At 66.2% G+C, this 24637-nt stretch carries 25 protein-coding genes; 11 read left to right on the top strand and 14 right to left on the bottom strand.

Features of this window, described 5'->3' with window-relative positions; all coding sequences use genetic code 11:
* Positions 1-41: 41 nt before the first annotated feature.
* Positions 42-986: a LysR family transcriptional regulator gene (locus tag GVL12_RS19075; RefSeq protein WP_159917026.1), complete on the bottom strand. Its 945-nt coding sequence runs from the start codon at positions 984-986 to the stop codon at positions 42-44.
* Between the two features lie 150 nt (positions 987-1136).
* On the opposite strand from GVL12_RS19075, the gene GVL12_RS19070 reads away from it, so the two are divergent.
* Positions 1137-2138, top strand: coding sequence for a tripartite tricarboxylate transporter substrate binding protein (locus tag GVL12_RS19070; RefSeq protein WP_159917024.1), 1002 nt, complete (start codon positions 1137-1139; stop codon positions 2136-2138).
* 22 nt (positions 2139-2160) lie between these two features.
* On the top strand, positions 2161-3231 hold the full coding sequence (locus GVL12_RS19065) for a maleylacetate reductase (RefSeq protein WP_159917022.1): 1071 nt from the start codon (positions 2161-2163) through the stop codon (positions 3229-3231).
* A gap of 55 nt (positions 3232-3286) precedes the next feature.
* Here the strand turns inward: GVL12_RS19065 and GVL12_RS19060 are convergent, their stop codons facing one another.
* Entirely contained in the window at positions 3287-3790 is a 504-nt protein-coding gene (locus GVL12_RS19060) for a pyridoxamine 5'-phosphate oxidase family protein (RefSeq protein ID WP_159917020.1), read from the bottom strand.
* A gap of 233 nt (positions 3791-4023) precedes the next feature.
* Positions 4024-4308, bottom strand: a complete 285-nt coding sequence (locus tag GVL12_RS19055; protein ID WP_159917018.1) for a hypothetical protein — start codon at positions 4306-4308, stop codon at positions 4024-4026.
* 253 nt (positions 4309-4561) lie between these two features.
* Here GVL12_RS19055 and GVL12_RS19050 point away from each other — a divergent pair, with 253 nt between their 5' ends.
* The 3 genes from GVL12_RS19050 (at position 4562) to GVL12_RS19040 (ending at position 7491) form a co-directional block, all read left to right on the top strand.
* Positions 4562-4972, top strand: a complete 411-nt coding sequence (locus GVL12_RS19050) for an OsmC family protein (RefSeq protein ID WP_159917016.1) — start codon at positions 4562-4564, stop codon at positions 4970-4972.
* Positions 4973-4984: 12 nt separating this feature from the next.
* The gene (locus GVL12_RS19045) at positions 4985-5896 is read left to right on the top strand and encodes a pirin family protein (RefSeq protein ID WP_159917014.1); all 912 of its coding nucleotides are present in this window, start codon (positions 4985-4987) and stop codon (positions 5894-5896) included.
* A 194-nt stretch (positions 5897-6090) separates the two neighbouring features.
* The gene (locus GVL12_RS19040) at positions 6091-7491 is read left to right on the top strand and encodes an aspartate ammonia-lyase (RefSeq protein ID WP_159917012.1); all 1401 of its coding nucleotides are present in this window, start codon (positions 6091-6093) and stop codon (positions 7489-7491) included.
* 77 nt (positions 7492-7568) lie between these two features.
* On the opposite strand, the gene GVL12_RS19035 is transcribed toward GVL12_RS19040, so the two are convergent.
* Complete coding sequence (locus GVL12_RS19035) at positions 7569-7928, bottom strand: HPF/RaiA family ribosome-associated protein (protein ID WP_159917010.1); 360 nt, start codon at positions 7926-7928, stop codon at positions 7569-7571.
* 209 nt (positions 7929-8137) lie between these two features.
* Between GVL12_RS19035 and GVL12_RS19030 the strand changes: the two genes are divergently transcribed.
* On the top strand, positions 8138-9013 hold the full coding sequence (locus GVL12_RS19030) for a gamma-glutamyl-gamma-aminobutyrate hydrolase family protein (protein WP_159917008.1): 876 nt from the start codon (positions 8138-8140) through the stop codon (positions 9011-9013).
* A 64-nt stretch (positions 9014-9077) separates the two neighbouring features.
* Here GVL12_RS19030 and GVL12_RS19025 read toward each other — a convergent pair whose 3' ends face one another.
* The 5 genes from GVL12_RS19025 to GVL12_RS19005 form a co-directional block, all read right to left on the bottom strand.
* Complete coding sequence (locus GVL12_RS19025; RefSeq protein WP_159917006.1) at positions 9078-9548, bottom strand: peptidylprolyl isomerase; 471 nt, start codon at positions 9546-9548, stop codon at positions 9078-9080.
* A gap of 97 nt (positions 9549-9645) precedes the next feature.
* Positions 9646-10701: a pirin family protein gene (locus tag GVL12_RS19020; protein WP_159917004.1), complete on the bottom strand. Its 1056-nt coding sequence runs from the start codon at positions 10699-10701 to the stop codon at positions 9646-9648.
* Positions 10702-10847: 146 nt separating this feature from the next.
* Complete coding sequence (locus GVL12_RS19015) at positions 10848-11549, bottom strand: glutathione S-transferase N-terminal domain-containing protein (RefSeq protein ID WP_159917002.1); 702 nt, start codon at positions 11547-11549, stop codon at positions 10848-10850.
* A gap of 79 nt (positions 11550-11628) precedes the next feature.
* A complete protein-coding gene (locus GVL12_RS19010) occupies positions 11629-12195 on the bottom strand; it encodes a hypothetical protein (protein WP_200843909.1) in 567 nt (188 codons plus the stop codon).
* A 210-nt stretch (positions 12196-12405) separates the two neighbouring features.
* Complete coding sequence (locus GVL12_RS19005) at positions 12406-13371, bottom strand: tripartite tricarboxylate transporter substrate binding protein (protein ID WP_159917000.1); 966 nt, start codon at positions 13369-13371, stop codon at positions 12406-12408.
* Between the two features lie 371 nt (positions 13372-13742).
* On the opposite strand from GVL12_RS19005, the gene GVL12_RS19000 reads away from it, so the two are divergent.
* Both GVL12_RS19000 and GVL12_RS18995 read left to right on the top strand, forming a co-directional pair.
* Positions 13743-14807, top strand: a complete 1065-nt coding sequence (locus tag GVL12_RS19000) for a porin (RefSeq protein WP_159916998.1) — start codon at positions 13743-13745, stop codon at positions 14805-14807.
* A 127-nt stretch (positions 14808-14934) separates the two neighbouring features.
* Positions 14935-15579 (top strand): DUF924 family protein, encoded by a 645-nt coding sequence (locus GVL12_RS18995; RefSeq protein WP_159916996.1) that lies wholly within the window; start codon positions 14935-14937, stop codon positions 15577-15579.
* A gap of 55 nt (positions 15580-15634) precedes the next feature.
* On the opposite strand, the gene GVL12_RS18990 is transcribed toward GVL12_RS18995, so the two are convergent.
* From GVL12_RS18990 to GVL12_RS18975, 4 genes are all read right to left on the bottom strand, one after another.
* A complete protein-coding gene (locus GVL12_RS18990) occupies positions 15635-16708 on the bottom strand; it encodes an acyltransferase (protein ID WP_200843908.1) in 1074 nt (357 codons plus the stop codon).
* Between the two features lie 546 nt (positions 16709-17254).
* The gene (locus GVL12_RS18985; RefSeq protein WP_159916992.1) at positions 17255-17506 is read right to left on the bottom strand and encodes a hypothetical protein; all 252 of its coding nucleotides are present in this window, start codon (positions 17504-17506) and stop codon (positions 17255-17257) included.
* A 113-nt stretch (positions 17507-17619) separates the two neighbouring features.
* On the bottom strand, positions 17620-18387 hold the full coding sequence (locus GVL12_RS18980) for a tRNA-uridine aminocarboxypropyltransferase (protein ID WP_235033915.1): 768 nt from the start codon (positions 18385-18387) through the stop codon (positions 17620-17622).
* Positions 18372-18977, bottom strand: a complete 606-nt coding sequence (locus GVL12_RS18975) for a trans-aconitate 2-methyltransferase (RefSeq protein ID WP_159916988.1) — start codon at positions 18975-18977, stop codon at positions 18372-18374. Before GVL12_RS18975 ends, GVL12_RS18980 begins: the two co-directional genes overlap by 16 nt.
* Positions 18978-19193: 216 nt before the next feature.
* Here GVL12_RS18975 and GVL12_RS18970 point away from each other — a divergent pair, with 216 nt between their 5' ends.
* The 3 genes from GVL12_RS18970 (at position 19194) to putP (ending at position 24042) form a co-directional block, all read left to right on the top strand.
* Entirely contained in the window at positions 19194-19790 is a 597-nt protein-coding gene (locus GVL12_RS18970; RefSeq protein ID WP_159916986.1) for a bacterioferritin, read from the top strand.
* Positions 19791-19925: 135 nt separating this feature from the next.
* Entirely contained in the window at positions 19926-22343 is a 2418-nt protein-coding gene (locus GVL12_RS18965) for a transglycosylase domain-containing protein (RefSeq protein ID WP_200843907.1), read from the top strand.
* 208 nt (positions 22344-22551) lie between these two features.
* Positions 22552-24042, top strand: coding sequence for a sodium/proline symporter PutP (putP, locus tag GVL12_RS18960; RefSeq protein WP_159916982.1), 1491 nt, complete (start codon positions 22552-22554; stop codon positions 24040-24042).
* 321 nt (positions 24043-24363) lie between these two features.
* Here putP and GVL12_RS26345 read toward each other — a convergent pair whose 3' ends face one another.
* Positions 24364-24516, bottom strand: a complete 153-nt coding sequence (locus GVL12_RS26345) for a hypothetical protein (RefSeq protein ID WP_200843906.1) — start codon at positions 24514-24516, stop codon at positions 24364-24366.
* Positions 24517-24637: the final 121 nt, after the last annotated feature.

The raw sequence follows: 24637 nt of genomic DNA, 5'->3' as shown, positions 1-24637 counted from the left end.
ACGGGGCCAGCGCACGCCAGCGCCTGTATCTCGCAGCGGAATCAAGCCGTCGCCACGCTGCAGTTCCGCAGCGCCACATCCCAGCGCGGTGGATAGCCAATATGCTCCTGCAGATGCTCGGTGAAAGCGCGGATGCGTGCGTTGGCGCGCGGTAGCGCACGCAGAAGATAGATGCCGCTTTCGGGCGCCGGCGCCGCGTCGTTGAACGTCAGCTCCACGAGCCGTCCGGCGCCAATGTCCTCGCCCACCGACCAGTTGGGCATCAGCGCGATGCCCAGGCCGCCCAAGGCCGCGAGCCGGCGCGCATCGCAATCATCACATTCAAGCGCGAACCGTGCACCCACAGCCCATTGCCCGCCGGCGATCTCACGCCAGCCGCGCACACTGCTGCTATGACGACGGTCGATGAGGCGATGACCGCTCACCAGATCCGTCAGGCTGTGCGGAACGCCATGCCGCTGCAGGTAGGCGGGCGCCGCGCAGATCAGATAGCGGTGGCTACCAATGCGCTGACCAATGAGGCTGCTGTCGGGCTGATGGCCCACGCGCACCACAGCGTCCATGCGATCAACCACGGGGTCCACCACGCGCTCCGTCAGCTCCAGATCTACCTGCAGGCGGGGATGCTTTTCGAACAGCGTATCGAGCAGCGGCACGACGTAGCGGCGGGCGAAGGCAGGCAGGCAGCTCACGCGCAGCAGTCCCTGGACGTTCTGCTCCAGTGAGATGACCTCGCTGCGCGCCTCCGTCATCTCGTGCAGGATCTTCACGGCGCGCTCCAGCAATACCTCTCCAGCCTCGGTAGGAACCAGCGCGCGCGTGGAGCGGGCAAACAGCGGCATCTGGAGTTCGGTCTCCAGGGCATCAATCTGCCGGGCCACCGACGAGGCCGCCATTCCGCGGCGGCGCGCCACCTCCGAGAAGCTTTGGGCGCGTGCCACATCCACAAAGATCGACAGGTGTTCTGCGAATTTGACCGTTTCCATCTATGCACTCCATGCAAAGGCTTTTAGCGTGCGCGGCGGATTATCGAATGAATAACGGCCGCATATCATTCTGTACCGCTTGATTTTAGCGGCGTACGCAAAAGAAAGCGCCCCCAGGTTTCCCAGGCGCAATAACCGGAGACAAGCGAAATGACCCCATCCGACAAGAAAACCGGGCACAGGCCCGCACCCCAGGCAACGGTTCGCCGTGCGCTGCTGGGCACCGCCCTGGCCCTTTTGGTGGCGGCGCCCGCGCTGGCGCAGAGCTATCCGGCCAAGCCGGTGACCATCATCGTGCCGTTCGCTGCCGGCGGCACGGTGGACCGGGTGGCGCGCCAGATCCAGCAGGTGCTGGGCGGCCAGCTCGGCCAACCCGTCATTGTCGAAAATCGTGGTGGCGCAGGTGGCACCATCGGCACTGCGGCAGTGACCAAGGCCACTCCCGATGGCTATACGGTCGGCATGGTGTTCGATTCCTACGCGACCGAACAGCACATGTATCCGCACCTGCCCTACGCACCCGGCAAGGATCTGACCGGCGTTTCCTACATGGTCCGTTCGCCCATGGTGCTGGCCGTGCCCGAGAAGGCAGCCTTCAGGACGCTGCAGGACTACGTGCAGGCGTCCAAGGCGGGCGGCATCTCCTTTGCGTCGGTGGGAGCAGGCAGTTCCAACCACCTCGCGGCCGAGCTGTTTCACCAGACTGCAGGCACGCAAGGCACTCACATTCCCTACAAGGGCGGCGGACCAGCCATCTCGGACCTGCTCGGCGGCCATGTGGACTCGATCATCGCGAGTCTGCCACTGGTGCTGCCGCACATCCAGAGCGGCAAGCTGCGTGCCCTGGCGGTGACTGCGCCCGCGCGCATCCCTACGCTGCCCAAGGTGCCCGCCATCGCGGAAAGCTACCCGGGCTTCGAGATCTATTCGTGGGTCGGCATGATCGCGCCAACCCGGATGCCGGCCGACGTGCGCGGTCGTCTCGCAGGCGCTGTTACGGCCACACTGCGTGACCCGGCTGTTGTTCAGCGCATGAACGAGGCCGGCTTCGAGGTGGTGGCCGGCGACCCCGAACAGATGAACCAGCTGGTCAGTGCAGAGTCCCAGCGCTGGGGCCAACTGATCCAGAGCCGCAAGATCGTCTCTGAGTAAGGCGCCGAGTCCACACACCCTTATGACCTCTTTCATCTACAACAGCCGCGCACAACGCGTGGTCTTCGGAACTGGCAGCCTCGCCCAGCTGGGCGCAGAGCTCGATGCGCTGGGTCTGAACCGCGCACTCATACTCTGTACGCCAGCGCAGCGCGCCCAGGCCGAACAGGTCGCAGCGTTACTGGGCCCGCCCCGCGTGGCGGGCGTGTACGACCAGGCCGTCATGCACGTACCGATCGAAACCGTGCGCCATGCCCGGCAGATGGCGCACGCACTTGGCGCCGACTGCGCCATCGCGGTCGGTGGCGGCTCCACCATAGGGCTGGGCAAGGCGATCGCGCTCGACTCCGGACTACCGGTGGTCGCCGTGCCCACCACCTACGCGGGCTCGGAAATGACGCCGATCTACGGCATTACCGAAGCCGGCCTCAAGAAAACCGGCAATGATGTGCGCGTGCTGCCGCGCACCGTCATCTACGATCCGGCGCTGAGCATGGCGCTGCCCGCCGCGCTCAGCGTGACCAGCGGCATCAATGCGATCGCCCATGCGGCCGAGGGTCTCTATGCCCGCGACGGCAATCCAGTAATGGACCTGATGGCACAAGAAGGCATCCGGGCGCTGGCGCGGGCGATTCCCGCAATCCATGCCGGCACCGACGACGCGCTGGAGCAGGCACGCAAAGATGCGCTCTATGGCGCGTGGCTCTGCGGCACCGTACTGGGAAGTGTTGGCATGGCGCTGCACCACAAGCTCTGCCACACGTTGGGCGGCAGCTTCAACCTGCCGCACGCCGAAGTGCATACCGTGGTGCTGCCACACGCGCTGGCCTACAACGCGTCAGCCGCGCCGCACGCGATGGCGCGCATCGCCGCAGCGCTGGGCAGCGCCAATGCAGCACAGGGCGTATTCGACCTGGCTCACGCCCACGGTGCGCCTACTGCGCTGCGCGCGCTCGGGATGCGCGCCGAAGACCTCGACCGCGCCTGCGACATCGCGCTGCAGACCCCATACCCCAACCCCCGCCTGCTGGAGCGGACAGCATTGCGCACGTTGCTGCAGGACGCTTATGACGGCATCCGGCCCGGGAATTAAGCCGCTGCTGCATGGTGCTTGGCTGTAGATTGATGCCGGGCCGCTCTTGGGCAAGTCACAACCGAATGGTCTTGTGCTCGCCCATGCCCTTGGGCTCTTCGCCCGTGACCGCAGCCTTGGCGATCTTGTAGAGCTGGACCAGCTTGTTTTCCTTGACGTCCCAGTACTCGGCCAAAGTCACAGGGGCGACCAGCACGACGAGGTCGGGGTCATCAACGCCACCGGGGAACCAGGCCTTGGCGGCCGTCGACCAGAGCTTTTCCTTGAGTACCCGGTCTTCGCTCAGACGGGCGGTGCTGCTGACCGATACATAGCTGTCTTCGCCCGGGTCGGCAAAGCTGATCTGGATATTGGCATCGCGGGTCACGCAATGCGCGAGGTCGATCTTCTTGTCCAGCAGGAAATAGAAATTCACATGCTCGTCCATGCCTTCTTTATTGGCCATGGTCATGGGACAGGCCTGCAAGCTGCCGTCCTCGTGGCGGTGGGTGATCATCGCGAAACGAATCCCCTTGACCAGTTTCCAAAGGGTTTCGCGTGGATGGGTGTTGTCGGCCATGTGCATCTCCTGGTGGACGGGTGAAGCTCCCACTCTAGTCATCGCATTGCGCGAGGTCTGTCGGAGAACGGCCCCTGCGCCTGTCCCGCAGGCCGACCCATCAGGCGAAAAAAGCTTGCTCGGCTGGTGCCGTAGCTGCCTGGCGGGCAATGCCCCCCATTGCGTTTTGCCTTGGCCCGGCGGCAAAAAGCCCCTTGCGGGGCTTTCAGCGAGTGCGGGCATGGGGAGTCACTTCATGCAGATGCCGCAGCCGTGCCCTCGCCTGCGCCTTGCAGTTCGATCGCGCCGTTGGACACATACAGTTCGAACTCTTCCTTGGCCAGCGTGACCGTCACGGGCTGGCCTTCGGACTCCCACGACAGCACCATGCTGGCGATCGCGGTATCGACCTGAACCGTCTGGCCCACGGGGATGTCTTCGAGGGCGCCATCACCGACGCGGTGCTGCACATGACCCTGGATGCGGGCCTGGAAATGCTCGGGCAAAGCGGTGCAAGGCGCAGTAGTGGGTGTGGTCATGTAAATCTCCTGAAAGGGGTGAAAGGCGCCGGGTCCGACCGCGCCACGACTGTCCTGGCACCAGAAGGTGGCGGGCCCGGCAAGCGCAGCAGCAGGCACGGGCCCGAAAATGGATGCGACAGCTAATTTAACGCGTTTGCGTGACGCTGCCTGTCAGCGGGACGCTTTTTTGCGGCCCCTGGCAGCAGGCTATGCTTGAGGCTGCCCCTGCAACGTTCGCAAGGCCGCGCCTTGCCTGAAAGAAAGCTTCTCCATGGCCGATAGCGCATATGCCGCCAGCACCCCCCTGCCCTACCGCGTCACGCTGACCGACCCCGCGGGTCACAGCTGGCACGCGGACGAACCGCCCTCGCTCGGCGGTGGCGATACCGCCCCTAGCCCCATGCAGTTGCTGCTGTCGGCGCTGGGCGCATGCACCACGGTCACGCTGCAGATGTATGCCCAGCGCAAGCAATGGCCGCTGCAGGCGGTGCACATCGCGCTGCAGCTCAACCCCGGCGGCAAGCCCGCGAGCGGCAATGATGTCGCACGCAGCATCACGCTCGAAGGCCCGCTCGACGACAGCCAGCGGACCCGCCTGCTGCAGATCGCCGAGGCCTGCCCCGTGCACAAGCTGCTCACGGGCGAAGTGCGCATTGCCACCGAACTGACCGACCCCACCTGAAGGAGAACGCCCATGTCCGCCCCATCCTCTGCTCCCGAGCTGCTATCGACCCGCCTGGCCGATGTCGGCGGCATTCCCGTGCACCGCGCCGTGCCGCAGCGCGCGCTGCGCAAGGTCGGTGCCTGGTGCTTTCTCGACCACCTGGGCCCGTCGGTGCAGCACGGCGACCGCAGCCTGCAGGTCGGCCCGCACCCGCACATCGGCCTGCAGACTTTCACCTGGATGATCGAAGGCGAAGTGCTGCACCGCGACAGCCTGGGCTCGGAGCAGGTCATCCGCCCGGGCCAGATCAATCTGATGACCGCCGGCCGCGGCATCGCCCACTCCGAGGAAAGCCTGGGCAGTCCGCGCATGCATGCGGCCCAGCTGTGGATCGCGCTGCCGGGCGACGAGCGCGACATGCCGCCGCGCTTTCAGCACTATCCCGACGTGCCGCGCTGCACGCAGGACGGCCTGGAGATCTGCGTGCTCGCGGGCGAAGCGCTGGGCGCGGTCTCGCCGGTGCAGGTGCACAGCCCGCTGGTCGCGCTCGACCTGAGCCTGCGCGCGGATGCGCCTGGCCCGGTCACGACCGAACTCGCGCTGCGCGCCGATTTCGAATACGCGGTGCTCGCACTCACCGGCGCCGTCGTGGTCGATGGCATGGCAGCCGCGCCCGATGAATTGCTGTTCCTGCCCGCGGGCCGCAGCACGCTCGCGCTGCAGTGCACGCCCGCCACGCGCCTGCTGCTGGTCGGCGGCGCGCCCATGCACGAGGACGTGCTGGTGTGGTGGAACTTCGTCGGCCGCACGCAGGAGGAAATCGCCCAGGCCCTGGCCGACTGGCAGGCCGGGCCCGAGGGCGCAAGCCGCTTTGGGCATGTGGCTTCGCCGCTGGCGCCGCTGCAGGCGCCCGCGCTCGAAGGCCGGCTGCGCGCCGGCTGAAGCGGCGCCGGGTCTATTTCACGAGGTTATGCACCAAACAGGTGCAATCCATGCGCGCACCGACGGATAATGCCCGCAGGTCGGAAAGCGGGCTACGCGCCCCATTTCCCCGGCCTGCCCCCCGCAAACGCCGCCTTCCTGCAAGGCGGCGTTTGCACGTCCTGTGTGTACTTTTTCCTTCTGAAAGCAGATCCATGCGTCAAGAACACGACTTCATCGGCATCAAAACCATTCCTCCCGACGCCTACTGGGGAGTCCACACCGCACGCGCGGTAGAGAACTTTCCCATCACCGGCCACAGCGTGGCCCACATGCCGGAACTCATTCGCGCCTTCGCATTCGTCAAGAAGGCCGCAGCCCACGCCAACCTGGCCCTGGGCGCCATTCAAGAACCCCAAGCCCACGCCATCGCCCAAGCCTGTGACGACCTGATCGCCGGGCAGCTGCACGACCAGTTTGTGGTCGATGTGATCCAGGGCGGCGCCGGCACCTCCACGAACATGAACGCCAACGAGGTGATCGCCAACCGTGCGCTAGAGCACCTGGGATTGCCCAAAGGCCGCTACGACGTGCTGCATCCGAACGACCACGTCAACGCCTCGCAAAGCACCAACGATGCCTACCCGACCGCGCTCAAGCTCGCGACCTGGTTCGGCATCCAGCACCTGCTCGCCGCCCTGGCCGCGCTGCGCGGTGCGTTCCAGGCCAAGGCCGACGAATTCGCTCCCTTGCTCAAGATCGGCCGCACACAACTACAAGACGCCGTGCCGATGACGCTGGGCCAGGAGTTCGCCGTCTTTGCCGCGATGATTGCCGACGACGAAAAACGCCTGCGCGAATCCGCGTACCTGATGACCGAAGTCAACCTCGGCGGCACCGCCATCGGCACCGGCATCAACGCGCCCGTGGGCTATGTCGATGTGGTCATTCCCAAGCTCGCCGAACTCTCGGGCGTGCCCGTGACCCAGGCTGCGAACCTGATCGCGGCCACGGCCGATACCGGCGCCTTCGTCGATATCTCGGGCATCCTCAAGCGCATCGCCAGCAAGCTGTCGAAGATCAGCAACGACCTGCGCCTGCTGTCCTCGGGCCCGCAGGCCGGCATCGCCGACATCCGGCTGCCTGCGCGCCAAGCCGGCTCGTCCATCATGCCGGGCAAGGTCAACCCGGTGATTCCCGAAGTGATGAACCAGGTCTGTTTTGAAGTCATAGGCAACGACGTGGCCATCACCATGGCCGCGGAAGCCGGCCAGCTGCAGCTCAATGCCTTCGAGCCGCTGATGGGCTGGGCGCTTCACAAGAGCCTCACGCACCTGGCACGCGCCTGCCATACGCTGCAGGTGAACTGCGTCGAAGGCATCACCGCCAACGAGGCCCTGCTGGCCACGCGCATCGCCGAATCGGTGACCCTGGTGACGGCGCTGAACCCGCTGATCGGCTACGAGCAATCGGCCGCAATTGCCAAGGCCGCGATCGCCAGCGGCCGCACCATCGCCGAAGTCGCCGAAAGCCTGGGCATCATGGGGCAGGCGCAAATGCAGCAACTGCTCGTGGCCGACAAGCTGACCCGGGCCGGCGCGCTGACCGCCGCATAGCTTGCCGGGCGCAAGCAAAAGGGCGCCTCGGCGCCCTTTTGCTGGGGGAATCCGGCCGCAGTGGCCGGCTGGAAGGATCAGACTTCGTCGGATGGCTCCTGGGTGCGAATGGTTTCGCGACCATTCTTGTCCTTGAGGCGGCCCAGATCGGCTTCGACCGCGCGCATCAGCTTGTCCGTCGCACCAGTCACTGCATCGGCCATTTTCTCGGCTTCGGCGTTCACCGCGATCGGCTGGCGGCCATTGACCCGGGTCTCGAGTACGCAGCGCTTGAGGCCGCCCTGGGTCTTGCGCGCATCGGTGTCGGACAGAAAGACTTCCACCCTCGTGATGTACTCCTTGAAACGCGTCAAGCGCGTCTGGAGCTCGCTCTGCACCCATTTCGACAGAGATTCGCCCCCTGCAACGAGGTTGTCCGTGTGCACCTGGATTTGCATGCCTGTCTCCTTTGGCCTGGTTGGTTCAGCACCCATCCTAGCCCCAAACGGGGCCCGCGTCATTGTCCTGACATCTGGTAATGAATGAATACCCGCCTGGGCGCCGGCTGCGCGCACAATGGTCGAGGTTGGGCGGCGCGCAAGCCAGCGCCATAATCGACCCCATACGCAGCGACCCGGCGCTTTTGCCCCGCACCAGCTTCCAAGCCATGTCCCAGCCTGCTTCGCGACGCCTCAAAATCGGACTCTCGGCCTGCTTTTCGCACGCCGACCAGGAACGCTCCCTGTTCACCGGCAAGACCCTGCAATACGTCGAGCAATCGATTGCCCACTGGATCATGTCCGCGGGCGCGATGGTGGTGATGGTGCCCTGCCCCACGGGCGAGACCGCGCGCGGCGACGTGACGCTGGCCCACTATGCCGAATGGCTCGATGGCGTGGTGATGCACGGCGGCGCCGATGTCTGGCCCGGCACCTACGGCGAAGAGCCGCTGCGCCCCGAATGGCTGGGCGACCGCGTGCGCGATCTGTACGACCTGGCGCTGGTCGAAGCCTTCTCCCAGGCGGGCAAGCCGATCTTCGGCGTCTGCCGCGGCCTGCAACTGATCAACGTGGCTTTCGGCGGCACGCTCTACCAGGACCTTCTGACCCAGGTGCCGGGCGCGCAGGTGCACCGCGATGCCAAGGAATACGACCGCCACGCCCACGACATCGGGCTGGTCACGGGCTCGCGCCTGGCCCAGCTGTACCCGGGCCAGCAGCGTGCGCGCGTCAACAGCATCCACCACCAGGGCATCAAGCAGATCGCACCGGGCTTTGCGGTCGAGGCCTGGAGCATTCCGGACCACATTCCCGAAGCCATACGGCGCGACCCGCGGCATGCGGGCGGCTACATCGCGGCCACGCAGTGGCACCCCGAATTCCGCAGCGCCGACGGCAGCACGCTCGACGATTCGGCGCTGCTCAATGACTTCCTGCAGGCCTGCAGCCGCAGCCGCACCTTCCCCTTCCCGGGCCACAGCCCGTTCCAGATCCGCGACCGCGCCGCACGGCTGCTCAAGAGGGCATTGCTAAGACGGCGCTGAAGCGCCCGTACATCCTTCGACGGGGCCGCCGGGGCAGGCTCAACGGCTCAGCGGCAGCCGCCCATCAATGGTGGTGGCCATGGCCGCCATGCACATGGCGGTGGGTGATTTCCTCGGCCGTCGCGGCGCGCACTTCGTTGACCTTGCAGGTGAAACGCAGCGCCATGCCGGCCAGCGGATGGTTGCCGTCGAGCAGCACCTCAGGGCCCTTGATCTTCACCACGTGGTAGATCTGCGGCTCGCCCTGGTCGTTGCTGCCGCGCAGCTGGCCGCCGACTTTCACGCCCGGCGGGAATTCGGCCTTGGGAATGCTGCGCTTGAGGCTTTCGTCGCGCGCGCCAAACGCATCTTCCACCGCCAGGTCCACGGTCAGCGTGGCGCCCACGGCCTTGCCTTCCAACGCCTCTTCGACCTTGGCGAACAGGTTGTCGTAGCCGCCATGCAGATAGGCCACGTCGCCGTCGTCGAGGCGCTTGCCCTGCGCATCGGTGATCGTGTAGTGGATGGTGACCGCGGTATCTTTGCTGATGTTCATGTGAAAAGTGTCCATTCAAAGGGCTGCGTCCAGCCCGGCGCTGGCATTGTCCCCGATTGCGGCGCGCCGTGGCGCAGCCGCCCGGGGACAGCCCTTCTCATTCGCCGGCGCGGGCCGGCGGCAGTTCATCCTCGGTCCGGCCCGGGTAGCGCGCGAACCGGCGCGGCGTGCTGCCATGCACCGGGTCCTGCGCGGGCCAGGGCCAGCCGCCGAACTGGGTGCTGCGGTAATCCTGCAGCGCCTGCATGATTTCCTGCTGGGTGTTCATCACGAACGGCCCGTATTGCGCCACCGGCTCGCCCAGCGGCCGGCCTTGCAGCAGCAGGCATTCGACCGGCGTGCTGCCGGCGTTGACCAGTTGCCAGTCCTGGCCCGCGACGAGTTCGAGCGCGGCATGCGCGTCGGCCAGCTGATTGCCGATCTGCAGCCGCTCGCCCGCGAAGAAGTACAGCATGCGGCGCGTACCCGCACCGCGCGCCGCGGGCAGCGTCCAGGACGCGCCGGGCTCGAGCTGCAGCGTCCAGATGGCCAGGTCGGACGCGTCCTGCGCGGCCCAGGATTCGGGCGGCGGTGCGAGCGCCGGATCGGCGCCCTCGAGCGCGCCCGCGACCACGGTCACCGTGGTGCGCTTAGCCTGCGCATCGGTGTGCACCAGGCGCGGAATGCGCTCGTCCCAGAACATCGTGAAGTGCGGCGCGACCATCTTCGAGGCCGCGGGCAGGTTCAGCCAGATCTGGAACAGTTCGAGCGGATTGGGCTGGTCGGTGTTCAGCAGCGGGAACATCTCCGAATGCACCACGCCCCGGCCCGCCGTGAGCCACTGCACGTCGCCGCGACCGAAGCGCGCCGCGGCGCCCAGCGAATCCGCATGGTCGATCAGGCCCTTGCGCACCAGCGTGACGGTCTCGAAACCCCGGTGCGGGTGGCCGGGAAAGCCGGGCACGCTGTCGCCGTGGTACATGCTCCAGCCGTCCTTGCGGCTGAAATCGCTGCCCATCTGCCGGCCTTCGAATTCGACCGCCTGCACGCCCATCCGGCCGTCGCCGGCCGGGTAGCTGTCGTCATGGTGGGCGCAGAACAGAAACGGGTCTAGCGTGGGCCACAGAGGCCCCAGCGGCTGGGCCTGGAGAACGGGTTGGGTGGCGGTGCTCATGGGGACTCCTTGGAAGGGCGGGCCTGCGGCGGAGCAGCAGTCGCGCCCCAGGCAAAACGCAAAGGTACGCCATTACATGCGACCGCAAGCCGCAAAGGGAAGGCCCACCGATGGGACGGTGTGTCCCTCAGAACGTGTTCACGTTCTCAGCGCGCCGGAATCTCCAGCCCGCGCTGGACGGCCGGGCGTGCTAGCCATTTCTCGAGCACGCGGCGCAGCTGGCCGTAGCGCTCCCAGCCGACGAGGTCCGCGGCCTCGTAGAAGCCCACCAGGTTGCGCACCCAGGGCAGGATGGCCATGTCGGCAATGGTGTAGTCGCGGCCCATGATCCAGTCGCGGCCTTCGAGGCGCTGGTCCAGCACCTGCAGCAGGCGCTGCACCTCGGCCGCATAGCGGTCGCGCGGACGCTTGTCTTCGTATTCCTTGCCGGCGAAGCGGTGGAAGAATCCGAGCTGGCCGAACATCGGGCCCACGCCGCCCATCTGGAACATCAGCCACTGCAGCGTCTCATAGCGCGCGCCCGCATCGAGCGGCATGAACTGCCCGGTCTTCTCGGCCAGGTAGATCAGGATCGCGCCCGATTCGAACAGCGCCAGCGGCTTGCCGCCCGGGCCGTGCGGGTCGAGGATGGCCGGGATCTTGTTGTTCGGGTTCAGCGACAGGAAAGCGGGCGAGAGCTGGTCCTGGTTCTGGAAGCGCACGGTGTGCGGCTCATAGGCCAGGCCGGTCTCCTCGAGCATGATCGACACCTTGACGCCATTGGGCGTGGGCAACGAGTACAGCTGAAGGCGCTCGGGATGCTGCGGCGGCCATTTGCGGGTGATCGGGAAAGCGGACAGATCGGTCATAGGCGTCAAGGCTCGATTGCAGTGGACAAACGACTGCCGGCACCGGCCTGGCAGCCCCCGGGCCCATGTTACGCCGCCTTCAACGTGCCTGCGGCTTGCGGTCGAGCGCGATCTCCAGGCCCTGGGTCGTGACGCGCATCAGGCCGGGCTGCATGTCGAGCGCGTCCATCAGCGCCGTGTCCTTTGCCTGCATCTGGTAGAGCACCATGTCGCCCAGCGCCTGCTCGGCGATCGAGCTGCCGTAGGTGTTGAGCATCTCGGTCAGCGCCGGCGGCAGGCCGTCGAGCGCGAGGCTGTGGACCTTGACGCGCTGCGCGCGCACCGTGCGATCCGACGCTTCGTAGCGCAGGCCGAAATCCGCCTCCATGCGGCCGTCGTAGCCCTGCTTGAGCACCGGGCCCGAAAGATGGGCCGTGAACTGCGCCTTGATCAGGTCGACCTGGGACAGCAACTGCAGTTGCGGCGCCTGCAGTTGCAACTGCAGCAGCCCCGCCACCGGATAGGGCCGCGGAAACCGCTGGGCCACGGCCTGCTGGAGCTTCTCGGCGGAAACGATCACATGGCGCGGCAGCGACTTGCCAGAACAGGCGGTGGACAGCAGTGTGGTGGACACCAGGGAACTGAGCAGGAAACGGCGGCGAAGCATGGCGAACAAAACCCGTGAGAAAAGCGACGAAAACCGGCAAGGATAGCGCTCCCGCTGCGCGGGAGGCTCGACCGGCCATGGGTTTTCGTGCAGAAAACACGCGCAAAGTTCCCACCACACACAGGCAATAAAAAATCTGCCGGCCCCACGGGGGGCAAGGCAGATCGGTAGCCTGCTGCGCGCGCGCCTCACAGGCGGCGCGGCATGCGTTTATTGCGCAGGGATTTTGGCGGTCTTGATCACATCGCCCCAGCGCTTGACTTCCGACGCGAGCAGCGCCGAAGCCTCCTGCGGGGTGCTGGGCTGGGCATCGACATTCAGGTCGTGGAGCTTTTTCTTCACGTCGGGGGAATTCAACGCGTCGACGATCACCTGGTTGAGCCGGGCAATGACCGGCGCCGGCGTCTTGGCGGGCGCGGCCAGGCCATTCCAGCTGCGCGCCACATAGCCGGGCAGGCCGGCCTCCTTGGTGGTGGGCACGTCGGGCAGCACGGCGGCGCGCTTGTCGCTGGTCACGGCCAGTGCGCGCAGCGCCTTGGACTGGATCTGCGTGAGCACCGGAGCGACGATTTCCACGGCCGCGTCGATCTGGCCGCCGCGCAGCGCGGTGACCACGGCGGGCGTGCCGTTGAAAGGAATGATCTGCACATCCACGCCTGCGGCCGACTTGAACATTTCGGCCGTCAGATGCTGGGTGCTGCCCACATTGATCGAGCCCAGGTTCAGCCGGCCGGGGTTGGCCTTGGCAAAAGCCAGCAACTCGCCAAACGTCTGGAAGCGCGAGTTCGCGCCGGTGACCACGGCCAGATCGAAATAGCCGAGCGTGGAGATCGGCGCAAAGTCCTGCAGCGTCTTGAAGGGCAGGGCCTTGAACAGGCCTTCGCTCACGGCTGTGCCGTTGGACATCAGCAGCAAGGTATGGCCATCGGGCTCGGCCTTGGCAACGGCGTCGCCCGCGACGATGCCGCCCGCGCCCGGCTTGTTCTCGATCACCACGGCCTGGCCCAGGGATTCGGCCATCTTCTGCGCCACGACGCGCGCGGTCACGTCGGCCACGCCGCCCGCGCCGAACGGCACCACGATGCGCACCGCCTTGGTCGGGAAGTTCTGGGCAAAAGCCAGCGGCGTGAAAAGTGCGGTCGCCACCAGGGCGCCGAGCAACTGCTTGAATTTCATAGCGGTCTGTCCGTTGAGTGGATGAATGCGTACGGCGTCCCGCTACGTGAGGGGCCTGCCGAGGGCGCCTTCGCAGATATAACGAAAGCGCATAGCGTATGCCCTGCATTATTGGGCTTGCATTCCCAGGAATGGACAATTCCCCCACAAGTGAAAACCCTAGTTTTCACACAAAAAACGCATTTCTTCTCGATGATTTTGGGCTTTATCTTCCAGCTCCCGCCTTTGTTCACGCGGAATTTTCGCCGTGGCAAAAAACAAACCAATCCGAGTCGACATATCAGCTATACCAAATAGGCCTAACTCACACCCCAAAATCCCGACAAACTCCAGCCTCGTTGTTACCCAAAATTACATCAAGGAGACAAGACATGCACAAAATTTCAGCACTCGCCCTGTTGGCGCTAGGCGCGACCATGCCCGCCATGGCGCAAAGCAGCGTCACGGTGTACGGCATCCTGGACGCCGCCGTGCGCACGCAAAGCGGCCTGACCGCCGGCTATGCAGGTACGCCGGAGAACACCACGGTCGTCAACAGTGGCGTCGGCCCCACCAGCCGCTGGGGCCTGCGTGGCCAGGAAGATCTGGGCGGCGGCTTGAAAGCCACTTTCAACCTCGAATCCACGCTGGGCGTGGATTCCGGCACTTCCGGCTCGGCCGCCGGCTTCTTCGATCGCGCCGCCGTGCTCGGTCTGGCCGGCAACTGGGGCGCGGTGACCGCCGGTCGCCAGAACACGCTGGTCGCGGATTCGGTGGTCGTCTCCGACCCCATCGGCATGCGCTTCGCGGGCCTGAACCCCAACATCCAGGTCACGGGCCTGACCGGCCACCGCCTGGGCATCGAATACGGCGCGACCAACAACAGCGGCGCGTCCAACCGCGTCAACAACTCGATCAAGTACTCGGGCACCTTCGGCGGCCTGACGGCGCGCGCGATGTACAGCTTCGGCGAATCCGCCGTGTCCAGCACCCGCCAGGACTCCAGGGGCCTGGGCCTGAACTACGCGGTCGGCGACCTCGCGCTGACGAGCGCCTACACGCAGTTCCACGATGCCAACGGACTGGAGCTGGACGCGGCCACCATAGGCGGCAGCTGGAAGACCGGCAACCTGCGCCTGATGCTCAACTACGGCCGCAACCAGGGCGATACCAGCACCACCACGCAGACCACCAACAAGGTGCTGTCCTTCGGCGCCAACTACGCCTTCAACAGCCAGTGGAGCCTCAACGGCGGCTATTACAAGGTCGACCGCGAGCGCACCGGCCTGAACAAGGACGGCTTCACGCGCCTGATCGGCTTTGTCGACTACAGCCTGTCGCGCCGCACCAAGCTCTACCTCGAAATGGACACCACCAAGTGGAAGGGCAACTACCAGGGCGCGGGCAACAAGCAGCGCGCCAGCGGCGTCAGCGTGGGCGTGACCCACTCGTTCTGACACTGCCCGGCATTACGCATGGCGCCCGGCAACGGGCGCTTTTTCGTTTTCCGGAAACACCACCTGGGCGGCCCGGCCTGCGCGGCCCGGCACAATGGAAGGCCCTGTCGCTTCTGGAAAACCGCCCATGCCTGACGCATCTTCCACCGCCCTGCCCGCAGGCAACGACCCGCGCATAGCCGAACTGCTGACCTACTGGCTGGGCGCCGCCGAGCCGACGGATGCCGATGCGCTCACGCGCCAGTCGCTGTGGTTCACCAAGTCCGCGGACACCGATGCCGAGATCGGCGCGCGCTTCGGCCCGCTGGTCGAAGAGGCACTGTCGGGCTCGCTCGATGGCTGGGCCGAGACCGCACGCGGGCGGCTGGCGCTGATCCTGCTGCTCGACCAGTTCACGCGCAACCTGTTTCGCGGCACGCCCAAAAGCTTCGCGGGCGACACCCAGGCGCTGCAATTTGCACTCGACGGCATTCTTGCGGGCCACGACGTCGACCCCGGCGTGCCCAGCGTGGCACGCATCTTCTGCTATCTGCCGCTCGAGCACGCCGAAGACGGGCCGCTGCAGGCGCAGAGCGTGGCCGCGTTCGGCAAGCTGCATGAACTCGCCGCGCCCGAACTGCGCGGCTTCTTTGCGGGCACGCTCGACTACGCGCTCAAGCACCAGGAAGTGATCACGCGTTTCGGCCGCTTTCCGCACCGCAACCCCATCCTGGACCGGCCCAGCACGCCCGCCGAGCAGGACTACCTTGCGCAGCCGGGCGCAGGTTTCTAGTTGGAAGCCCTGCGCCGGCACACGCCAGTCGCAGGGGCCGCGCCTGGCCCCAGGCCTATGCGGCCGTTGCCGGAACGGGGTTCTCCTCGGCAACGCGCTTTGGCCGGTCACGCCAGCGCATGGCCCAGCGTTCGATCGTGTAGAACGACAGCGCCGACAGCGCGACCGAGATCGTCAGGCCCGCGACCACGACCACGGGCCATGAATACTCGGCGCGCAGATAGCGCACGACCGGATAGTGCCAGAGGTAGACCCCGTAGGACAGCCGGCCCAGGTGCACCAGCGCCGGCGCCCTGAACATTTCGTAGACCAGCCCGCGCTGCTGCTGCACCGCGACCAGCAGCACCAGTGCCGCGCATTCGACCACCGTCAGGCCCCAGACCATCACGGCCTGGTTGTCCCACTCGAGACGCATCAGCAGCGGAATCGCCAGCGGCAGCCACATGACATGGGGCATGCGCTTTTGCAGCGCCTGGATCCAGACCGGTTTCTCTATCACCAGTGCCGCCAGCAGACTGCCGGCCAGCAGACCCGAAGCACGGGTGTCGAAGCGAAAGAAGATCTCATAGAAATGCTGCCCCTGGCTGACCCAGAACAGGCGCCACACCGTGCTGAGCACCCACAGCAGCAGGATGGTCCGCCACAGCTTGCCCGCCGGCGTCTTGCGCAGCAGCAGCACCAGCAACGGCGGCCAGATCAGGTAGAAATGCTCCTCGACGGACAGCGACCACATGTGCAGCAGCGTTTCGGGGCTGTCGAAGAAGGCGATGCCGTAATCGGCAAGGTACAGCGCCGAGACCAGCGCGTCCTGGTGAATGTCATCGAGATCGGGCCAGAGCAGCGGCGCGATCAGGCAATAGGCCGCGAGAAACAGCAGCAGCGCGGGCATCAGCCGGAAGAAGCGGCGCCGGTAGAAGCGCCAGTAATCGAGCCGCTCGTTGTCCTGGAACTCCTGCAGCAGCAGCGAAGTGATCAGGAAGCCGCTGAGGACGAAGAAAAGATCGACGCCCAGGAAAGCGCCCTCGAACATCGGCACATGCGCATGGGACAGAAGCACCAGCACGATCGCCACGCCGCGCAACCCGTCCAGCGCGGGGTTGTAGCGCAGTTTGAAGTCTTGCAAAGCCAAACCGGAAGCACCTTTCATCCATCCGGGCTTGGCCCGAATCATTCACCAGGGAAGAGCATGCAGGCAGCCAGGCTGCACATGGGCACGCCTGGCCGGCGTTGATTCCAGTCGATGGAACCAGCGCAGCAGGTATCGGCACAGGACGGAACAGCGGGGGTGGGGTTCTGCGCACAGCGCGCAGGACCTGCAAATGCTGCGGCCCGCAGGGCGGTGGCACAGCGTTGCAACCGATGACATGCCCACTCGGAGTGAGCGCCTGGCCGGCTGAAGAGATCAGCGTTTTTTCATTCTAACCACGGTTCCATCTCATATCCTTGCTAGCAAATTTAATAGCCGCAAAAATGGCGCACAAGGGAAAAAGTCCTACAACGCATGTAAGCAATAGTAGGAACCCGCAGGTTGGCCGGGCCAGCGAAAAGGCTGGCACTTTGCCCGCACCGGTCGCGCAAACCGGTGAATGTGTATCGAATGAAAAATGATGCAACGCGTCGCGCTGCATGCGGCTGCCACCGCCCGGGCCGCCGCTCTCAGAACGTGTTCACGCTCTCAGCGCTTGACTACCGACCAGCCCGCATGCAGATTCTGCTTGTCGTTCTCATAGTCCCAGATCGTGCCGCAGCGGTCGCACTGGTAGCGCGTGACGGTCACCAGGCCCGAAGCGCGCTCTTCCTTGCGGTTGCCATGCTGCGCCAGCTCGACATGGCCTTTGGCGCGGCGCCAGTTTTGCTGGATGCCGGCGCAGGAAGCGCACATGGGCTCAGGCGTGTTGGCGGGCGTGGAGGAGCTGTCTTGGGTCATGGGGTGTCGCTAAAAAGTGGCGGGGGCAGGCGCGGCGCACATTGACCGCAAGGGGCGTGATTGTGCCGCAAGGCCAGGCCCCGAGCGCATGGCAGGGTGAAAGCGCGTGGCGTTCAGGGCGGCGCCGCCGCCCCGTTCAGCGCGTGCAATGCCTGGTGCGCGGCGTTTTGCAGGTCGGGCGGCAACTGGTGCTTGGCCTGCAGGTAATGGTGGGTGAACACGTCGAAATAGGCTTCGAGCGTCTGTGCGGCGCGCGTGTCGCCCCCCAGATCCAGGCACAGCGCCGCGACTTCGGCGGTGCAGAAATGGTCTGAGCGCGTCGAGCGCCGCAGGCGGTAGCGCGAAACCTGCTCGGCCAGCAGGCTCAGCACCGGGAAGCGGTCGAGATAAGGGCTCTTGCGGAACATCTTGCGCGCTTCGGGCCAGGTCGCGTCGAGCAGCACGAACAGCGGGCGCCTGCCCGAGTCCGCAGCCGGCAGCACCGCCTGCACGACGCGCTCGGCGGCCGCGTACTCGCCGGGAAACACCACATAGGGCTGCCACTGCGGATCGGCGAGCAGCGCCAGCAGCGCCGGGTCGACTTCGGTGCGCGCCCAGCCAAACGCAAACGTATCCTGCACCACGTCGGCCACGAGCCAGCCGGTGTTGCTGGGCTTGAGCGGCTCGACATCGGCCATCAGCAGGCACACGCCCGCGCGCGTGGGCTGCATAGGGCGCAATCCGCACAGGCAGTGGCTGGGACGCAGCCGGCAGCCCGCACAGCGCTCGCCGCGCGGGCCTCCGCGCGCCATGAACGGCTTGACGCTGCGCGCGAGGCGGGCGCTGCGCAGGCGCGACACCGCGTGGGGCGTGACGTCCCCGGTCATCAGCGCGCCGCGCATTCGAGTTCGAACAGCGGCACTTCGGCATCGCGGTGCAGCCAGATGCCGCCGCCCAGCTCGGTGAAGCCCTGCGACAGACCGCGCCGGTACAGGTCGGCACGGTGGCGGAACAGCCGCGGGTCGGTCAGCGTCTCGTCGAGGATGTCGCGCTCCCAGTCCTCGTGCGACACGGCCTCGATATACAGCGCGCCCTGGCTCAGGGAGGCGAAATTGTGCAGCGCGCGCTTGAGGTCGGCCGCGCTCAGATAGGGCAGAACGCCCTGGCAGATGACGAAATCGAAAGGCGCGCTCGCGCGGTAGTCGACCACCGAGCCGCGCTCCCAGCCGAAGCGCTCGCACAGATAGGCGCTGTACTCGACGCCATGGAACGTGGCCTGCGGGAAATGCCGCGCGATGATGTCGCGCCACAGGCCTATGCCGCAGCCCACGTCGAGCACGCGCCGCACCGGCACGCGCAGGTACTTGAGGTAGCTGCAGACGAAACTGCCCAGGCGCTCCATGTGCTGTGGGTCGACCACGCTGGTTTTCTTGTCGAAATAGTAGCGCTCGTAATACGCCTCGTCGAACCAACTGTCACTCGCAGATTTCACGCACGCTCCTCGGGCCATGTCGGCTTGCCGACAGCGGGCAAGACATTTGCCCCAGGCATTCGAGTATCGCCCAGTGCCCGGCCCGGGCGCTGTGACCGGGTCTTTCGGGGCCGGATTGCGGTTTTTTCAGGGTTGGCAACGCGCACTTTTCCCACAGACGGCAAGCGCACCCGCTTTTAATCTCGAGACACAGCCTTGCTGCGAGGAGACCCGGCCATGAAGCAGTCCAGCGCGGCGCCTCGCGGCGCCACCAAGTCGCACCACTCCAGTGCTGCCACCTCGGCGGAACGCGAGCGCCTGGCGCTGGACCAGGCCGGCATCGAGGCCGCCAAGAGCGACCTGCACGCGGGCGCCGTCACGCCGCACTTCGGCCCCTGGCGCGAGGAAATCATAGCCCTGCTCAATGACGCGCTGGCCACCGAATGGATCTGCGTGCTGCGCTACAAGCGCCACCATTTCACCGCCGTCGGGCTCGCCTCGCCGGCGATTGCCAGCGAGTTCCTGGTGCATGCCAACGACGAGGCCCAGCATGCCGACTGGCTCGCGCGGCGCATCGTGCAGCTCGGCGGCGAGCCCGACTTCAACCCCGACACGCTGAGCCAGCGCAGCCACGCGAGCTACAGCGCAGCGCGCGAACTGCAGGCCATGATCCGCGCCAACCTGATCGCCGAGCGCGTGGCCATCGAGGCCTACAGCCAGATGATCGCCCTGATCGGCGACAAGGACCCGACCACGCGCCGCCTGATCGAATCCATCCTGGAGCAGGAACAGCGCCACGCCGAAGAACTCGCGGATTGGATAGCGCCCGCATAACGCCACGCCGCACAGGGCCAAAGCGGCGCCGCCAGAGGCAGGCCGGCAGCGGCAAAGCAGCTTCGCCTTTTTTCAGCCACACTGCGCGCTTTGCATTCCCAGCAGCCTGGCCTGCTCAGCACCGTGCGCTTTTCCGTGAATGACTTGAAGCTGCCCGCCCGCGTGGCGGCCGCATGGCAGCGTGCCCAGGCCTGGCCCCTCTGGCCGGCACGCGAACGCCTGGCCGCACTGCGCCGGCCCACGCGTCAGCAGTGGGCCTGGGGCCTGGCCGCGCTGCCCATGCTGGCCCTGCTGTATGTGCTGGTGCTGATTCCGTTCACGCCCGGCATACGCGACATCCGCAAGGCCAGGCTAGAGCAGCCGGCGCAGATCCTGAGCCAGGACGGCAAGGAAATCGCGGTATTCAAGCGCAGCAACCGCGACTGGGTCGCGCTCGACCAGATCTCCCCCTCGGTGATCAAGGCGCTGATCGCCACCGAAGACCACCGCTTCTACCAGCACCACGGGCTCGACTGGCGGCGCACGGCCTCGTCGCTGGTCTACACGCTGGGCGGCGACCGGCAAGGCGGCTCGACCATCACCCAGCAGCTCGCGCGCAACCTCTATCCCGCCGAGATCGGCCGCGCGCCCACGCTCACGCGCAAGCTCAAGGAAGCGATCACGGCGTTCAAGATCGAGGCGCTCTACACCAAGGACGAGATCCTCGAGACCTATCTGAACACCGTGCCGTTCCTCTACAACGCCTACGGCATCGAGATGGCGGCGCGCACCTACTTCGACAAGTCGGCCAAGCAGCTGAGCGTGCTCGAATCGGCGACGCTGGTCGGCATGCTCAAGGGCACGAGCTATTACAACCCGGTGCTCAACCCCGAACGCTCGCTCGCGCGGCGCAACACGGTGCTGTCGCAGATGGTCAAGCGCGAGGAACTCGATGCGGCGACGTTCGCGCAGCTCAAGAAACGGCCGCTGCGCATAGCCTTCGAGCGCCAGGAACAGCCCGCCGGCCCCGCGCCCCACTTCGCGCTGCAGCTGCGCAAATGGCTGATCGCCTGGGCCGACAGGAACGACTACAACATCTACACCGACGGCCTGGTGGTGCACACCACGCTCGATGCGCAGCTCCAGGCCTGGGCCAACCAGGCCGTGGCGCGCCACGGCCGCACGCTGCAAGGCATAGCGGATGCGGGCTGGAACCAGCGCAGCGGCTGGAACGCCGACAACCCGCTGGTGCAGGCGCTGGTGCGCGAATCCGACGAGTACCGCAAGTCGGCGCTCGCGCCCGAACAGGCCTTGCAGGCGCTGCTCAAGGACAAGGCCTTCATGCGCCGGCTGCGCACGCAGAAAACGCGGCCCGAAGCCGGCCTGCTGGCCATGGACCCGAGCACGGGCGCGGTGCGCGCCTGGGTCGGCAGCCGCGATTTCGCGATCGATGGTTTCGACCATGTGCAGCAGGCGCGCCGCCAGCCCGGCTCGACCTTCAAGCCCTTCGTCTATGGCGCCGCACTGCAGCAAGGCCTGCACGCGCAGGACACGCGCCCGGACCAGGCGGTGGAAATCGCGCTCGCGGGCGGTGAAGTCTGGCGCCCCAGCGATGCGGCCGCGCCCAGCGGCAAGGACATGACGCTGGCCGACGCGCTGGCATATTCCAGGAACACCATCACCGCCGCGCTGATGCAGGAAGTCGGCGTGAACAAGGTGGTGCAACTCGCGCGCGCGCTCGGTGTGCGCCAGAGCCCGCTCGCGCCCGTGCCCGCGCTCGCGCTGGGCAGCAGTCCGGTCACGCTCAAGGAAATGGTCAGCGCCTATGGCACGCTGGCCAATGGTGGCCGCTACCAGGAGCCGATGTGGGTCACACGCATCGAGAACCGCGACGGCGAGCTGCTCGCCGAATTCGCGCCGGCGGCACCCGAGCAGGCGCTTGACGGCCAGCTCAGCTACACGCTGGTCGACATGCTGCGCGGCGTGATCGACAAGGGCACGGCGCGGGCGATTCGCCAGCAATATGGCATACGCGCCGACGTCGCGGGCAAGACCGGCACCACGCAGGGCAATGCCGACGGCTGGTTCATTCTCATGCACCCCGAACTGGTGGTTGGCGCCTGGGCCGGTTTCAACGACGGCCGCATCAGCCTGCGCAACGACCACTGGGGCCAGGGCGCACGCAGCGCGCTGCCCATGGTCGGCGACCTGACCGCGCGCGCGCTGCGTGCCCGCGTGATCGACAGCCGCGCCAAATTCACCGCGCCCGAGGAAAGCCGCTGGTGGAGCGGGCTCGGCGAAGCACTGCGCACGCGCTGGGACAGCTGGTGGGCACCGGCCAGGCCGGAGACCGACGCCGCTGCGGGCACGCCGCGCAAGCGTGCCGCGCCCCCGCCCGACAGCGCGGCGCCGGCGCCGACGCCCGTGCCCGAAGTGCAGACGCCGGCCGAACGCATCACCGTCGTGCCGGCCACGGGCCTGCCCATGCCTGTGGAACCGATAGAAGAAAGCACACCGCTGCTGCCGCTGACGGCGGGCAGCGTGGGGCAGCCGTGGACGGGGGATGGGCAGTAGGGCGAACGGATTTTTAACCGTTCGCCCGGAGCGGGGTAAGCGAGACGAAGTCTCGCCATGCGTCATCAAGAGACAGGTGCAGCCTACGGTGCGGGGTCCGTGACAGAGGGCATGCGTGCGCGGCATTCACTGCCAGCGAGAGAGGTTTGCGAGTGCTTACGATCAACAAGCACCCGCAAACACCACCCTCTGCCATCAAGGAGACGCCATGACCGCGAATCTGCCCACGACCATCACATTTGCCATCTACCTGCTGGCCATGCTGCTCGTCGGCTGGCTCGGTTACCGGGCCACCGCCAACCTGTCGGACTACATCCTCGGCGGGCGCCGTCTGGGCAGCCTGGTCACGGCCCTGTCCGCCGGGGCTTCCGACATGAGCGGCTGGCTGCTCATGGGCCTGCCCGGCGCGGTGTTCGTTTCAGGCCTGTCGGCGTCCTGGATCGCGATCGGCCTGAGCCTGGGCGCCTGGTTCAACTGGCGCTTTGTTGCGGCGCGGCTGCGCGTCTATACCGAGAAAGTGGGCAATGCGCTGACGCTGCCCGACTACTTCACCAACCGCTTCGAAGACCGCAGCCATCTGCTGCGCATCGTCACGGCGCTGGTCATCCTGGTGTTCTTCACGATCTACTGCGCGTCGGGCGTGGTCGCGGGCGCGCGCCTGTTCGAAAGCATGTTCGGCATGGATTACCGGATCGCGCTGTGGGTCGGCGCCTTTGCCACGATGGCCTATGTGTTCGTCGGCGGCTTCCTGGCCGTGAGCTGGACCGACGCCATCCAGGCTTCGCTGATGATCACCGCATTGATCCTCGCGCCGCTGATGGTGATCCATGCCGACGGCGGCGTGGCCGCAAGCCACGCGGCCATCGCAGCCGCGCGCCCGGCTGCGCTCGACATGGTGGCCTCGCTCGACACCATCGCCATCGTCTCGCTGCTCGCCTGGGGTCTGGGCTATTTCGGCCAGCCGCACATCCTCGTGCGCTTCATGGCCGCCGAGTCGGTCAAGACCATTCCCAACGCCAGGCGCATAGGCATGACCTGGATGGTGCTATGCCTGGGCGGCGCCGTGGCGGTGGGATTTTTCGGCATTGCCTTCTTCGGCCAGCGCCCGGAACTCGCCGCGGACGTGAACGCCAATGCCGAAACCGTGTTCCTCGAAGTCGCCAAGCTGCTGTTCAACCCCTGGATCAGCGGCATGCTGCTGGCCGCGGTGCTGGCCGCAATCATGAGCACGCTGTCATGCCAGTTGCTGGTCTGCGCGAGCGCGCTCACGCAAGACCTCTACAAGGCCTTCCTGCGCAAGAACGCGGGCCAGCGCGAACTGGTCTGGTTTGGCCGCGCCATGGTGTTTGCGGTGACCGTGGTCGCCATCCTGATCGCCCGGGACCCGGACAGCCGGGTGCTGAGCATGGTCAGCTACGCCTGGGCCGGTTTTGGCGCAGCGTTCGGCCCGGTGGTGCTGCTGAGCCTGGTCTGGCCGCGCATGACGCGCAACGGCGCGCTCGCGGGCATGGTGGTCGGCGCGGTGACGGTGCTGGTCTGGCAGCACTACCAGTGGTTCAAGCTCTACGAGATGGTGCCGGGCTTCGGTTTGGCGACGCTGGCCATCGTGGTGGCGAGCCTGCTGGACAAGCCGCCTTCGTCGCGGCAAAAGGCCCTTCACGCGGAAGTGGAGCGTGAAATTGCCACACATGGGGGGTGAGGACGTTCAATATTCGCCCCTTCGAGAACAGCGATAAACAACGGCCTTGGCGCAAAATACCGGCCCCTCGACCCTTCGACGGGCTCAGGGCTCAGGGCTCAGGGCGAGCGGGTAAAAACCGTTCGTGGTGAGCCCGTCGAACCATGAACGGCCTGTCCTCATGGACAAGCCCCGCTGTTTCTTGATAACGCCTGGCGAGACTTTGTCTCGCTTACCCCGCTCAGGGCGAACGGGGATTTAGGGCGTGGCGAAAAATCCGTTCGGGCTGAGCCTCGCTCGGCGCGCCCGTCGAAGCCCAGGCATTCAACATGGCGTCTTCATTCAGCGCACCCGGCTTACACCCACATCGATATCGCCAAACACCGTGACGCCGCTGCGGCTGCTGGCGCCTTCATTCACCGGACTGCCGCCCGCGCAGCCGGCAAGCCCTGCGGCCAGCGCCAGGGCGGCGCACCATTGCATGCAAATCTTCATCAGAGTGCGCGTGAAACCTCGGCATTCATGCCGGGGAGGTAGAGCGCCGGATGCGAAGCATCCGATGCTTTTGGCCTTACCTGATCACGTTTTGTGTGATTGGCCGGGTTAAGAAAATAGC

It is taken from the genome of Pantoea sp. 18069 (assembly GCF_902706035.1).
GTDB lineage: Bacteria > Pseudomonadota > Gammaproteobacteria > Burkholderiales > Burkholderiaceae_C > Comamonas.
This window is presented reverse-complemented; position numbering and strand designations above follow the sequence as displayed.